The sequence below is a fragment of the Nostoc sp. genome, assembly GCF_036919495.1.
GTDB lineage: Bacteria > Cyanobacteriota > Cyanobacteriia > Cyanobacteriales > Nostocaceae > Nostoc.
Genome location: NZ_JBALBZ010000080.1, coordinates 1 through 13,006, shown reverse-complemented (window position 1 = coordinate 13,006; position 13,006 = coordinate 1). Strand labels below are relative to the sequence as shown.

Sequence of the window (13,006 nt, the reverse complement as noted above, 5' to 3'; positions counted from 1 at the left end):
TCGTTAAAAACAACCCATATTTCACATCTTATCACTGTAAATCATCCTTGCTACTATAGATAAATGCTACAACAATAAGTCAATACAAAAATCGGCATTATAATTCCATAAAAGATGGTATAAGTAAATATACATGCTGATATAAATAAATTTATTCACTTTGATAGATGTATGTATTTGCTATCATGAGTAATTATGAAGATTGAAAAATTTTGCAAACAAAGTTGTTAGGAAATTTATAAGTCAAACATTAACAGCGACGCTGCCAATATTGCCAATAAACAATAGAAATTTATTCTAGCTGGAAATGGAAAAACATTCTTCTCATGCGCTTTTAAGTCTTCTTAAGGATAAAAACTCTAAAAATAGTAATTTTTCGTTAATTAAAATTTATTAGCTTTAATCTTGAAACAAAGAAATCACTATTAAACACATCTTCTTTGTTATTAACACTAAAATTAGCTTTTGGTACTTGATTTATGTATGTAACTGTATGGCCTGGGAATGTATATCCCTTGGGTGCTACTTGGGATGGCAAAGGCACTAACTTTGCTTTGTTTTCTGAAAATGCAACAGGTGTAGAACTTTGTTTATTTGATACTGATAATCATGAAATTCGCTTGCCTTTAACAGAAAAAAATAATTTTGTTTGGCACGCTTATCTACCAGGAGTAGGGCCTGGACAACGCTATGGATTTAGAGTACACGGCCCTTGGTCTCCAGAACTTGGTCATCGCTTTAACCCTAATAAACTACTAATTGATCCCTATGCTAAGGCAATTGATGGGGAATTTACCGATAATCCAGCTAATTTTGGCTACTCTTTAGATGCACCAGAACAAGACCTCGCTTTTTCTGATTTAGATAATGCCGAAATTATGCCGAAGTGTGTTGTTGTCGATCAGTCTTTTGATTGGGGAGACGACAAACTACTTTCTATACCGTGGCATGAAACTATTATTTATGAAACTCACGTTAGAGGCTTCACTAAGCTACACCCAGAAATTCCAGAAGAATTACGTGGTACTTATGCAGGGCTAGCACATCCAGCCGCGATTCAATATCTGCAACAACTAGGAATCACATCTGTGGAATTGATGCCTGTGCATCACTTTTTATCCTCTCCAGGATTTCTGGTGGCTAAAGGACTCAAAAACTATTGGGGTTACGATTCCATTAATTTTTTGACACCCTACTCCGGTTACAGTGCTAGTGGCTCACTCGGACAACAAGTCACCGAGTTTAAGCAGATGGTCAAAGACTTACATTCTGCTGGCATTGAAGTAATTTTAGATGTAGTTTATAACCATACTGGCGAAGGCAATCATTTAGGGCCAACATTATCGTTGCGAGGCATCGATAATGCCGTGTACTATCGCTTGGTCAAAGATAATTCCCGTTACAACATGGACTTCACAGGCTGCGGCAACTCTCTGAATGTGCGTCATGCCCAAGTTCTGAAGTTAATCATGGATAGCCTGCGCTATTGGGTAATAGAAATGCATGTTGATGGCTTTCGCTTTGACTTAGCTTCGGCATTAGCACGAGAACTATATGAAGTAGATAATCTCGCAGCTTTTTTTGATATTATTCATCAAGATCCAGTTCTGGCAGACGTGAAGCTGATTGCTGAACCTTGGGATTTGGGAGAAGGCGGTTATCAAGTTGGCAATTTTCCTTTACGTTGGTCTGAATGGAATGGCAGATATCGTGATACTGTCCGGGATTTTTGGCGTGGTGAGGATGATAGCCTCGGACAATTTGCTTATTGTTTTACTGGCAGCCCTGACCTTTACCAAACAAACGGGCGTAATCCCAGTGCCAGTATTAATTTCGTCACTGCTCATGATGGCTTCACGCTCAATGATTTGGTCAGCTACAACGAAAAGCATAATCAGGCTAACGGCGAAGATAGCCGGGATGGGGAAAGCCATAACCGCTCTTGGAATTGCGGTGTAGAAGGAGAAACCGATGACCCAGACGTAATCCGCTTACGGGAACGTCAGCGACGCAACTTTTTAGCAACTCTAATGCTGTCGCAAGGCGTACCCATGCTATTAGCAGGAGATGAAATTGGTTGCACTCAGAAGGGTAATAATAATGCCTACTGCCAAGATAATGAAATTTCCTGGCGTGATTGGAGTTTACAAAAGTCTAATTCCGAACTCCTAGATTTTAGCCGCGAACTGATTGATTTTCGTCATAAGCATCCAGTATTTAGACGGCGTAAGTGGTTTCAAGGCCGTCCTATTCACGGTTTTGGGATCAATGATATTGGTTGGTTTAATGCCGATGGTAGCGAAATGACTGAAAAGCAGTGGCTAGTTAGTTATGCCAAAGCTATGGAAATTTTCTTAAATGGCGAGGGCATTGTTACTCCTGGCCGCCGTGGTGAACGGATTATTGATGAGAGCTTTCTGCTATTTTTTAATGCTCACTATGAAATGATGGAGTTTGCCTTACCCAATGTTTTCCAAGACAGGGAATGGGAAATAGTTATTGACACTAACGAACCTCGTTTCCTTAGCCCAGGAAAATTGGTTATAGGTGAGCAAACTGTACCAGTTACAGACCGTTCTATCATGGTGTTACGTCGTCTTGCTTAGTAGCACAAAATCTCAAGATTTATAGAGGTTTTCAGTTAGGTGCAATAAAGATATAGCAGTCCAGGGCTATTTCGTTCTAGACATAAACCGCCCAGAACTAAAGTTCCGGGCTAATAGCTCAACTCCACTAAAGTGGACTAAAAGCCTTTATTAGTCGTCTTGAGACGAATGAGTTATTAGCCTCAGAATTTATTCTGAGGTGGGCTAGATGAGAATGCCTTCGCGCAGCGTCTCGTTAGAGAAGGACGCCAAGGACGCAAAGAGAAGAAAGAAGAAAGAGATATATAATTTTCACAAATGATTTATTAGGACTGCTATATGAGTATGTTTGGGAATGGTGGGTTTTGTGCGATTATAGCGCCCTGCTTTAGCCTCTGGGGTCTGAGCCGACTATGAAGCGATCGCTTCTGAATACTAGAGGGAGTTTACTTCAATAAAGCTATACTTGACCTATTGAAAGAAAAGTTTCTAGCTACTGCTTCTACAGAAGTATCGACATTAACAATTTATAAATTTAATGATTGGTTTTTGTAGTAAGTTTTTATCCGAAAATCCGAAACAATAACATAATAAATGAATATTGATAATATCCGATTAAAAAATATTAAAACACAACAGAATATTATTTCGGAATCGGTTTTTAACTTAGTATCTAATTCTACTCTAAAATCTGCACAGACTCAACAAATAACACAAACTTTAGTAAAAACAGTAACAGCAATTGAAAAAATATGTTTTAAGAAACAAGCAACACCAGCAAACCTAAGTCGCTCATCGCGGCAAATCTACTCTTGGATGAAATTCTTAACGGACGAAGTTAACCTACAACTTCACCTAGAAAGTACTTGTCGTATGCAGCAAATTGCTAAAAAAATGCTAATAAAGCATGGACAAGAATCAGTAAAACTAATGATTGAATTCAGTAGTTTTGCACTTTTATACAAGGGTAAAAGGTCTGGTGATGCTGCTCACATTATTGTTAATGAGGGGTTCATTAATGCGTCAGAAGAAGTAATGATAGCATTAGTGGAATCTGCTCTTTTTGGGAGAAATCAAGATAATACACGACTAATTAGGTCGTTTGCCAGTTCTGAAGAATACAGTAATGTACTGCTAGAGCTTGATTTAATTGCAGAAGTAATTGCAGAAAACCCACAAGGTAAGTTTTATAACCTAAATGAGTTATTTGATAAACTAAACCGTGAATATTTTGCGGCAACTCTTGCCAAACCGCGTCTTGCATGGAGCCAAATTCACACTTACCGGAAGTTTGGGCACTATGAGCCAGCTAGAGATCGGGTTGTAATCAGCTTGACCCTTGACAATGGTAGTGTCCCTGAATTTGTGAGTGAGTTTGTCTTATATCACGAATTGCTGCACAAGTACCACGGCACAAATTTGGTTCAGGGCAGAAGAATGGTTCACACAAAAGAGTTTCGTGCCAGTGAAAGCCAGTTCAAACTGTACAAAGAAGCATCAACATGGCTGGAAAAGTTGGCAACTGGTCAAACCAGTAAACGGTGGCATTTTTAAATGATTATTTGCTCGTCATTGCTTTGGGTGCTAAAGGTGAGGTGTCATAATGTGTTAACAAGTCAGCAGGATCGTTGTAAATTGCGATCGCATCTTTTAACTGACTATCATCAAAACCACCGCAACGAAACGCAATCACGCCAACACCAGCTTTATTTGCAGACTCAATATCGTAGGGAGTATCGCCCAGCATCACTACCTCGGAGGGCTGCATCTTCAACTGACTTAAAGCCGCTTCCACAATATCTGGAGCGGGTTTGGAAGCTTCGGCATCGCTAGATGTTGCCGCCTCATCCTGACTGAGTAAATCATCAACTTGTGCAGCCTTGAGCAACACTGACAGTTCTTGACTCGTTGCTGAACTAGCGATAATTAAACGCAACCCAACAGAGAGCATCTTTAATATTAGTTGCCGCGCCCCACTCGCGGGAGTCAGATTTTCTCCAAACTTGTTGATGATCAGTTCTTTGCGTTTGTCGGCGATTTCCTTACCTTTTCCTTCTTTATCAGAAAGTCCTGACGCAAACTTAGGAATAATCTGGTCGCCTCCCATGCCAATCAGTGGTCGAACTTGCTCGAACTCTACCTCATAGCCAAATGCTGCAAATGCTTCTACCCAGCCTTGAGCATGGGCATCATTACTGATAACAAGCGTCCCATCGACATCCAAAATTACGCCCTGATATGCCATTGAAAAATTTCCAGGTTACTTTACGCCTCTACATTACTGGAAAGTTGTTGCCATAACCTCTACCTTGGTTATTACTTCCAATGGCAAAGTCAAAGAAGAGGAAAAGGGGCAGGGGAGAAAGATACTGGAATTCCCCTGCAAAAAGGGTTTCAGTAGCCCTAAATTTATGTATGGGGTTCTCCCCCTTGCTCCCTGCCCCCTGCTCCCCTGCCTGTTCGTTCTTCCATGCCGAAGAGACGCCGAAAAGCTGACTGCATCAAATTAGGAGACAAGTGATAAACAGCTTTCCAAAGGTTTGTTGTACCTACCATGACATCAGAACGTTGCTCTTTTACTGCTTTCCAAATTGATTTTGCTACATCTTCAGGCTTTTCTAGTACAGGAGCTTGAATTGCTTTACCTACCAACTCAGAACGCGCCTGAGCCGTTTCCTCGTCCTTACCGCGAAACATTGCTCGTTCCATCAGTTGAGTACTGATAAAACTGGGATAAATTCCGCTAACATGAATGCCTTTAGGTGATAACTCTGCGTGTAGCGATTTTGTCAACCCAGTGATGGCGTACTTAGTGGTTGTATAAGGAATGTGATAAGGAATTGGTTCTATACCACCAATAGAACTGACATTAACAATGGTTCCTTTGCGACGTTCTAAGAAATGGGGCAGGATGGCATTAATAGTATGGATGTAGCCCCACAAATTGGTATCAATTATCTGATGCCAATCATCTAAGCTAAAATCCTCGACGGGCCCTAAGCAAAAGATACCTGCATTATTAATTAATACGTCTATGTGACCAAAATGATCTATTCCCTTCTCGATCAGATTCTTTACTTGTAAAGGATCTTTCACATCGCAAGAAATAGCGATCGCATCTCGTCCAAGTTCCCGTATCTGTGCAGCAGTAGCTTCTAAACGGTCAAGTTGACGAGCTGCCAACACAACATCATAGTTGTGACGGGCGAATAATAATGCTGTAGCTTTGCCAATCCCTTGAGATGCGCCTGTAATAATTACTGTATTTGTCATAATGTCAGTTGCTTTTTCTTGTGCGTCTTAGAGGTTGTTTTAAAAATGGTACTTGAGGTATCCAAAACTTTAAATCCTCCTTTTTCAGGAGGATTTTGAGAAGCTTATATTGGTATTGAGTCGAGATACGAATAAAATTTATACCTAGCGGATACTACTAACTCGCCACAGCGATCGCAATTAGCGCATAGTTGTGTCCCGCAAAGATAAGAATACTTAGCTTTAACGGTAGAATAAACTGTTAGGCCCTGCTGCATCTCCTTCACCATACCTCTTATGTCAGATCAACCTGCACCAGAAATCGAACTGCTCCGTGCAGCTTATGCGGCCTTCAACGCGCGAGACATTGACGCTGCCCTTGCCCTTATGACTCCAGACGTGGCTTGGCCGAAAGCGTTCAAAGGCGGTTTTGTCCGTGGACATGAAGAAGTTCGCGCTTACTGGACGGAGCAATGGAGCGAGATCGATCCGCACGTCGAGCCGGTTTCCTTTTACTCGGAGGAGGCCGGACGCATTTTGGTCGATGTGCATCAGGTCGTGCGTGACTTGGTTGGAGCAGTTCTTGCCGATGAACACGTAGGCCATCGATTCACCCTTGAGCACGGCTTGATTCAAGTCATGGAAGTCTGTCCACTTCCATCGTCCACCCCAAAAGCCTAACCACGCGCTCCAGCGAACAGGGCATTGAGCCGATTAATCAACAACGCCAATTATTGCTGCGTTCTAATTTCCTTGAGTAACGCCTCATCAGAGTATTCTTCTTCCCATTTACCCTGTAGCTTCAGCCGTACAGACTGGGCGCCGCCACTAGGAGTACAGACAACCCAGTAAGTATCTGGTTCTCCTTCGACCTCAGCTGCATCTTGAGCTTTTGAAATGTCAGAAAGACCTGAAAATGCTTGAATACAAGTCCATGTAATTCCATCTGAATCTTTAATCTCTCTTTCCATGTCTATCCTTAGTACAGCATTTCATTAATTCGTAGCGAATTCAATTTGGCAATAGCCTGCATTGTTAATGCGTCGGCTTGGATTGTTAATGCGTCGGCTTGGATTGTTAATGCGTTGGCTTGGATTGTTAATGCGTTGGCTTGGATTGTTAATGCGTTGGCTTGGATTGTTAATGCGTCGGCTTGGATTGTTAATGCGTTGGCTTGGATTGTTAATGCGTTGGCTTGGATTGTTAATGCATTGTTAATGCATCAGCTTGCATTAACAATGCTATGCTTATTATGCAAAACTGTACTTAGTTAACGTGAATTGGGCAGAATTTCTGGTCGATCGTCCAAACTGAGCAGGAATTGAATTAAATCTGTCTGTTCTTGAGTGGTAAATCCAGCTTCTGCATCTACCCAATAAGCGTGTCCTCTGCCGTCTACATTCGACTTTTGCAAATCTGGATTAGCTTGGTTAGCTGCAACCATTGCCTCCCGAAGATTACGGTCAACTAGCACCCGTAAGCTTGCTTGTGCATCGGGTATAATATTTTGCATTAATGTACCAGCCATACCAAGTTGCTCAGGATTTGCCACCAGAAATTGTCCGCTCTGTTCATCTTGCTTTAATGCTTCAACACTAGCAGCCACGCCACCATCATGTAAATAAGGCGCAGTTAGATACAACCCAATCAAGCTTGGTACTTTATAACCACCGGCTGGATTATTGATGCCAAAAGCTAACTGTTGTGCTTTTTGTGGCGTAATATCTGTAGGAACTTCTAACACTGGAGGATTAGATTGCAAGGGAACTGAGACGCTGTTGGGGTAGGTTTGGGGTATAGTGAAGTTCTTAGCGAATGGTGCTAATGTAGGAGCGCGTGATGGTTGAGTTCCAATCTCGTTTTGAGCAATGACATCATGATTAGTAAAGTAGCGTCCACTATGACAGTCTATGCAGCCAGCACGATTAAATACAGTCGCCCCTTTTTCTAGAGATGCAACATCACTAACTTGAATCGGTGGTGGTGCCAGAGTATTTTGCCAAGCAGACATCGCATTCAGCTGTTCGCCAACGGGGAAGCCGGGGGAAGATGCCATTAAACCATCTAACATAAACGGCGAACCTTTGGGATATCCAGGCATCCGAATTACTTCATTAATTGCAGGTTCCCCAGGAGTGGGATCGATTTTGTCGAAAAATTCTGATGGTTTTGCACCTTCAGGAAATCTAAAAGCTGGATTTGCGGCATTTTGCAGAATCACGCCTAAATAGGTTTCCTTATCAATACCTAATGTGGATTGACTGGCATCAGCGCCATTTGTCCCGTCTGAGTTTGTGGCGTGAACGTTGCTATTTAAGGTAGTCAAACCGTGAAACCAACCAACCGCTGAATGACCGCTCCAACCGTAAGGCCAGGCATCAAAAGTATAAGATGATGGGATTTGTGAGGGATTGTTTACTAGAGTGCCAGTGGAATCAAAGTTTCCAGGCGGCCAAGTTAGGAGTTTTGCATCGACTGCATCTTCTAAAGTTTTGGCATCTGGTAAGCGGGATTCTTTACCCTCAGCGTTAATGTAAGTATGTTCTCCCGCCGGAATTTCAGTAGGATTAACATCTGTTTGGCGAAACATGGCTGCGGAATTAGTGGCAAATGCCAAAACCAAACCCGTATTAAGATCATTGTTTGGTGCGCCTTCTAAGATCCGTCCAGTCTTATTGTCAAGTGTGGCGTGACATAAAGCACAGGTAATACCAAATCTCAACTTACCTTTAGTCAGGCTGGCACGCATACCCAGTGGTACAAGGGAATTTGCGGGTACGTCTAATCCTGTATTCAAAAGTGTGCCAGCTTTAAAAGTGCGTCCACCTATTGTTACATCTTCGTTTATAGGAATTCGGAGATTGGTTGTATGCTTACCGGCAAGTTTAGCGATCGCCTGACCTACAGTTATCATATTAATCGGGCCGTTCAGCGCCCCAACTACATCAGTTTGGAAAATTTCATTACCAAAGGTTTCTGAGTAAAAAGCATCCCGCCCCAGTTTTAAAGTTTCCTCAGTAACAGCAAACGCCCCATTCTCAGGGGATAGTTGTTTACGTCCATCTTCTGTATTTAGTAAACGTGTTGCCTCTTCTTTATTAATGACGTACCCCAAAACATCATAAGAACCAACTTCTTGAGGTGCAGCCTGTGTCACAGGTGTAAAAGTCTTATCTAGACTGGGAGTTTTACCTAAAACAAATTCTAGTCTGGAGGCGAAGAAGCTAACAAAAATTACTAAAAATAACAGTATGCCAATAGTTCCCCATCTATTTTTTTGAGGCTCCACTTTCGGAGGATTGGAATCTATAGCGATACCTGGGTCAGTTTTCATAGTTTTGATGTCACGAATGAAACACTTTATCCGGTGCTGATTGAGTAAACCACTCCATAGCTCTTTCGGCGATCGCAGTAGGAACTGTATGTAACCCGTTGAACTCACGGTATTCTAGGTCATAGCCTGCTTGTTTTAATTTCTGCACAATCCGGTGACTGCACCGTTCAATCGGCAACACCGTATCCGACTTTCCATGAGAGATGAACAGACGCGGTTTCCCGGATTGGCTAGCAGGAGCCATGAATCCGGGTGAAAAAGCAATAATGTGGTTAAACAAATCGCCATTGCTAATGCCAACCGAAAGGGCATAGGAAGCACCATCAGAGAAACCAGCGATCGCTACTTGGTTCGGATCGATAGCGTAATGACTGAAAGTTTGTGCTAATGCCCGATCGATAAAGGCAATATCAGGGCCATAGCCACCCCGAATAATGTCCCAAGTTTGTTGGCGTGAGTCTACTGCTAACAGAATTGTCCTAAAGCGAATTGCCAGATGATAAAGGATTTTTAGCGCACCCTCCGCGTCGCCTCCGGCTCCATGCAATATCAACACCAGGGGAGCGGGCTGATCTGCTCGATAGGTTTCAGGTACATAGACAAAACCATCTCGCTGCCCATCCAGGCCTAGTGGGTGTAACCCGATCAAAGCGGTTGTTGTGGGGCGAGTTGGGCGGGATAATAACCGCCCTTCAATAGCTCTAGAATCAACTTGCTTTGAGCTTTCCATAACTAATAAGGGACTTCCAAATAAAAAAATGTTCCAAAACTGAGGCAAAAACTCTCTCTATTTCTTCTCTCTGCGTTCTCTGCGCGGCAGTCGCTCATGGGGGAAACCCCCAAGACCGCGCTGCCTTGTCTCTGTGGTTCGTTTCTTAGAATAATTTATTTCTTGGAAGTCCCTAAGTTCCACTTTTGGCAATTGGATATTTGAGAGGCCGCGAGAGTAAAGTCATTCCTGCTAGCCCAAACCGGAGTTTTTGCCGTCTTGTCTTACGGCCATTGCATCAATCAGCAACTATCTGCTGATTTATTGGCTTCTGTTTTATTGCTTTTCCTCAGAAGGGAAAATTATTTCTCTGCCACCAAAGCTGATTGGATACAAGAAGAGTTAAATATTTTCCGCTACATTAACGCCCTTGACTTTAGCTGGTATGACAATGCTGTAATAAGCAGATGCGATCGCTGCTAATGCATTGAGCAAAACATTGTAACCAAACAGTGGCATTAGGCCAAAAGATGTCTTAGCAAAGGGCAACAATCCCATGACAGCCAGCAAGGCATAAGAAATTGCAAAAGCACGGTTGAACAAGCGTGCAGTGCTAGCATTACTGTAAGAAGTAATTCCAAACAATCCTACAGCACAACGTACAAGGTTATGCAAAAAGTTAGTAGGAATTAGACCAAAGATATAACCAAAACCCGCAGAATAAGCGCCAGTAGATTCATCAAGTGGAATAAAAGATTCGTTCGTTCCTGGCAATGAAACTAAAGCTGGTATAAAGCCAGCTAAACCTAAAAGTAAATAAGCGATTCCAATAGCCAAAGCAGTATAACGCTCTGTCATTTTTGCCGCGTTGATATTTTCCATTGCAGTCAATCCTTTTGTAATTCCATTAGTTAATACTGAGATATCTAAGGTTGTAACCCAAAAAAAATATTTTATAATCTATCAGAAGTTTCAGCGTTAAATTAAGCTTTGTACACCTAGAGTGAGAAATTAAGATATTAGCCCTGCTGGAATTTTGGACTGCATAATCGTAGTATTTTTCCTTTGTATCAGTAATTACATATAAACTTAACTTGGACAATTAGGGACTTCCAACAAATAAATTACCCAATATTGTGGGGTGGGCATCTTGCCCGCCCATATACAAAGGCGGGCAAGATGCCCACCCCACAAAAAGTAGTTGAGTATTTTTTTATTTGGAAGTCCCTTATTCATCTATGTCATCAAATACCCCATAGTTAGAGGCAAAAATTTAATGATAGAAGTAGCTTTTAGAAAAGCAGATAACAAAGTTCCCAGCCTCTAACTACCCTCTAGATTAGAGGCTTTCTCATAATTGAAGAGGTGCTTAAAATAAAAATGAATAAATTACGAACTTTGCTGTTGCTGTCTTGATAAAAATACTAGTAACAAGATAGAATAAAGTTAAGGTCAGAGAAAGTTTTACTAAAACCAGTCAAAAAACCTAAATCATTCGTAAAATAGAAAATCACTGAGAAGCTTAAAACACCTACTTTTCCCGAATACATTCGCTCATACTTGAAAACAGACTATCCTCTTAATGCCTCAACGCGGATATCCTATCTTTATTATGATTGGAACTTAAATCAGCGAATATCTTTATAAAACTGTTTGAGATAATTTGCATTAACACCAATCCCCCACAAAAATCCAATGTAAAGGTAAATTGCAGTTGCTTTGAAGCTACCCCATTTAGCTACGCGACGATCTGAGGAATGAACAATACGATTTACCAGATAAATACGTCCTTTTTTAACTAACTTCAGGCATAAATCTCCATCCTCCATAATCGGCAATGCCTCATCAAATCCGCCACAATCCCAAAAATCAATCCGACGACAGAACATTACCTGATCTCCAAACAACAGACGCAATCCTCGAAAAAATAGGTGAGGCTTAAATAACAGTGGTGCGTAATAGGTTTTTAGATAATTATGTAGAGAGATACCCCAACGAGTTGTTTGAGATCCTGACATCAGAGAAATGAACCCTCCACAGGCAACGGTAGGCTCTGCAAGAGTCTTATTGATGACGGTGATTAAATCATCTGGAACCCAAGTATCTGCATGAAGAAAGCAAAGAATATCTCCAGTTGCTGCTGATGCTCCATAGTTCATCTGAAGAGAACGCCCTAGTTGTTGAGATGAAAGAACTTGTACATTCAAAGTTTGATTAAATGACTCAAAAATTTGCTTTGCAACTGTCACTGTCTGATCTTGGCTGCCACCATCTACCACTATCACTTCGGAAGGAGGAGGATTAAGTAAAGTCAGTTGGCACAATGTCCGCCCTAAGTTAGTTGCTTCATTTAAAGTAGGAATGATGATGGAGACTTGAAACATATCGAGTTAGTAGTTTTATCATTACGAGCTGCAAGGACAAGGTTCGCCCCACGTTGTGCAGCCATTCTGGCGGTGACTAAGCCAATCCCACTAGAAGCACCAGTAATGACAATCACTTGGTTTTGCAGGGGTTTGAGTGGATTAACCATAACTTTTAACTTATGCTTACTTACTTTCGTAAATTGTTTATTTACCTATTTACGAAACTAACTATTAGTACTTTAATAATCCTCTGATAAAAGAAGTAGGTAAAGGTTGATTTATCTTAAATCTAAGCTGTAATTAAAAATACATATATTTTTTATTTTCCCTTCTACTCATTCGAGTGGTCATTCACTTTTAACTTATTCCTTAAGTAGGACGTTTTAAAAAATAGTAGTAGTTATTTTACTTAATATAAGGTAGCAAAACCTTTATTTTAAAGCTGTGTGTAATTACGGTACTACTAGTAGCGAATGAAAACTTGAGTAGGAGATTCTACAATACTTGAACCATTAAGAAAAATTGCATTTTCCTAGACAGTCACTCTCTATTTACACAGATTATTCTAGTTTACAATTATCCATAAGGATGAAATTCTATATTTAAATTTCATCCTGAATTAAGGTTAAAAAAAGTGGATGAACAATAATTTGCTGGCTTTAAGGTCTGGAGTTTAGACTAAACTGGAGTTTAGACTAGGCAACAAGAAAAGACTCAGCAATGCTGAGTTGAAAAGAAACAGACTTCAGAGATGAAAATC

Annotated in this window: 12 protein-coding genes; 4 read left to right on the top strand and 8 right to left on the bottom strand. The window is 41.1% G+C overall.

The annotated features are described in order from the left end of the window. Positions 1 to 479: 479 nt before the first annotated feature. Entirely contained in the window at positions 480 to 2,606 is a 2,127-nt protein-coding gene (gene glgX / locus V7K25_RS11520; RefSeq protein ID WP_335157957.1) for a glycogen debranching protein GlgX, read from the top strand. A gap of 573 nt (positions 2,607 to 3,179) precedes the next feature. Beyond that, positions 3,180 to 4,139, top strand: a complete 960-nt coding sequence (locus V7K25_RS11515; protein WP_335157955.1) for a M48 family peptidase — start codon at positions 3,180 to 3,182, stop codon at positions 4,137 to 4,139. Between the two features lie 4 nt (positions 4,140 to 4,143). On the opposite strand, the gene V7K25_RS11510 is transcribed toward V7K25_RS11515, so the two are convergent. Both V7K25_RS11510 and V7K25_RS11505 read right to left on the bottom strand, forming a co-directional pair. Next, a complete protein-coding gene (locus V7K25_RS11510) occupies positions 4,144 to 4,830 on the bottom strand; it encodes an HAD family hydrolase (protein WP_335157953.1) in 687 nt (228 codons plus the stop codon). Positions 4,831 to 4,994: 164 nt separating this feature from the next. Continuing rightward, on the bottom strand, positions 4,995 to 5,858 hold the full coding sequence (locus tag V7K25_RS11505; protein WP_335157951.1) for an SDR family NAD(P)-dependent oxidoreductase: 864 nt from the start codon (positions 5,856 to 5,858) through the stop codon (positions 4,995 to 4,997). A gap of 276 nt (positions 5,859 to 6,134) precedes the next feature. Here V7K25_RS11505 and V7K25_RS11500 point away from each other — a divergent pair, with 276 nt between their 5' ends. Continuing rightward, the gene (locus tag V7K25_RS11500) at positions 6,135 to 6,518 is read left to right on the top strand and encodes a nuclear transport factor 2 family protein (RefSeq protein ID WP_335157949.1); all 384 of its coding nucleotides are present in this window, start codon (positions 6,135 to 6,137) and stop codon (positions 6,516 to 6,518) included. 50 nt (positions 6,519 to 6,568) lie between these two features. On the opposite strand, the gene V7K25_RS11495 is transcribed toward V7K25_RS11500, so the two are convergent. Then, on the bottom strand, positions 6,569 to 6,808 hold the full coding sequence (locus V7K25_RS11495; protein ID WP_335157947.1) for a hypothetical protein: 240 nt from the start codon (positions 6,806 to 6,808) through the stop codon (positions 6,569 to 6,571). 45 nt (positions 6,809 to 6,853) lie between these two features. On the opposite strand from V7K25_RS11495, the gene V7K25_RS11490 reads away from it, so the two are divergent. Then, positions 6,854 to 7,111, top strand: a complete 258-nt coding sequence (locus V7K25_RS11490; protein ID WP_335157945.1) for a hypothetical protein — start codon at positions 6,854 to 6,856, stop codon at positions 7,109 to 7,111. Here V7K25_RS11490 and V7K25_RS11485 read toward each other — a convergent pair. The 5 genes from V7K25_RS11485 to V7K25_RS11465 form a co-directional block, all read right to left on the bottom strand. Next, positions 7,108 to 9,171 (bottom strand): hypothetical protein, encoded by a 2,064-nt coding sequence (locus V7K25_RS11485; protein WP_335157943.1) that lies wholly within the window; start codon positions 9,169 to 9,171, stop codon positions 7,108 to 7,110. The genes V7K25_RS11490 and V7K25_RS11485 overlap by 4 nt on opposite strands. Before the next feature lie 10 nt (positions 9,172 to 9,181). Further along, positions 9,182 to 9,901 carry an alpha/beta hydrolase gene (locus V7K25_RS11480; protein WP_335157941.1) on the bottom strand — a complete coding sequence of 240 codons (720 nt, stop codon included), beginning with the start codon at positions 9,899 to 9,901 and terminating at the stop codon, positions 9,182 to 9,184. A 381-nt stretch (positions 9,902 to 10,282) separates the two neighbouring features. Then, positions 10,283 to 10,762 (bottom strand): DUF4383 domain-containing protein, encoded by a 480-nt coding sequence (locus V7K25_RS11475; protein ID WP_335157939.1) that lies wholly within the window; start codon positions 10,760 to 10,762, stop codon positions 10,283 to 10,285. Between the two features lie 746 nt (positions 10,763 to 11,508). After that, positions 11,509 to 12,264: a TIGR04283 family arsenosugar biosynthesis glycosyltransferase gene (locus V7K25_RS11470; RefSeq protein ID WP_335157937.1), complete on the bottom strand. Its 756-nt coding sequence runs from the start codon at positions 12,262 to 12,264 to the stop codon at positions 11,509 to 11,511. Further along, entirely contained in the window at positions 12,231 to 12,413 is a 183-nt protein-coding gene (locus tag V7K25_RS11465) for an SDR family NAD(P)-dependent oxidoreductase (RefSeq protein WP_335157935.1), read from the bottom strand. The genes V7K25_RS11470 and V7K25_RS11465 overlap by 34 nt, the downstream gene beginning before the upstream one ends. Positions 12,414 to 13,006: the final 593 nt, after the last annotated feature.

What these genes read in the sequence shown, in the direction of transcription:
- glgX (WP_335157957.1), top strand. Translation starts at nt 480, where the DNA reads ATGTATGTAACTGTATGGCCTGGGAATGTATATCCCTTGGGTGCTACT.
- V7K25_RS11515 (WP_335157955.1), top strand. Translation starts at nt 3,180, where the DNA reads ATGAATATTGATAATATCCGATTAAAAAATATTAAAACACAACAGAAT.
- V7K25_RS11510 (WP_335157953.1), bottom strand. Translation starts at nt 4,830, where the DNA reads ATGGCATATCAGGGCGTAATTTTGGATGTCGATGGGACGCTTGTTATC.
- V7K25_RS11505 (WP_335157951.1), bottom strand. Translation starts at nt 5,858, where the DNA reads ATGACAAATACAGTAATTATTACAGGCGCATCTCAAGGGATTGGCAAA.
- V7K25_RS11500 (WP_335157949.1), top strand. Translation starts at nt 6,135, where the DNA reads ATGTCAGATCAACCTGCACCAGAAATCGAACTGCTCCGTGCAGCTTAT.
- V7K25_RS11495 (WP_335157947.1), bottom strand. Translation starts at nt 6,808, where the DNA reads ATGGAAAGAGAGATTAAAGATTCAGATGGAATTACATGGACTTGTATT.
- V7K25_RS11485 (WP_335157943.1), bottom strand. Translation starts at nt 9,171, where the DNA reads ATGAAAACTGACCCAGGTATCGCTATAGATTCCAATCCTCCGAAAGTG.
- V7K25_RS11480 (WP_335157941.1), bottom strand. Translation starts at nt 9,901, where the DNA reads ATGGAAAGCTCAAAGCAAGTTGATTCTAGAGCTATTGAAGGGCGGTTA.
- V7K25_RS11475 (WP_335157939.1), bottom strand. Translation starts at nt 10,762, where the DNA reads ATGGAAAATATCAACGCGGCAAAAATGACAGAGCGTTATACTGCTTTG.
- V7K25_RS11470 (WP_335157937.1), bottom strand. Translation starts at nt 12,264, where the DNA reads ATGTTTCAAGTCTCCATCATCATTCCTACTTTAAATGAAGCAACTAAC.
- V7K25_RS11465 (WP_335157935.1), bottom strand. Translation starts at nt 12,413, where the DNA reads ATGGTTAATCCACTCAAACCCCTGCAAAACCAAGTGATTGTCATTACT.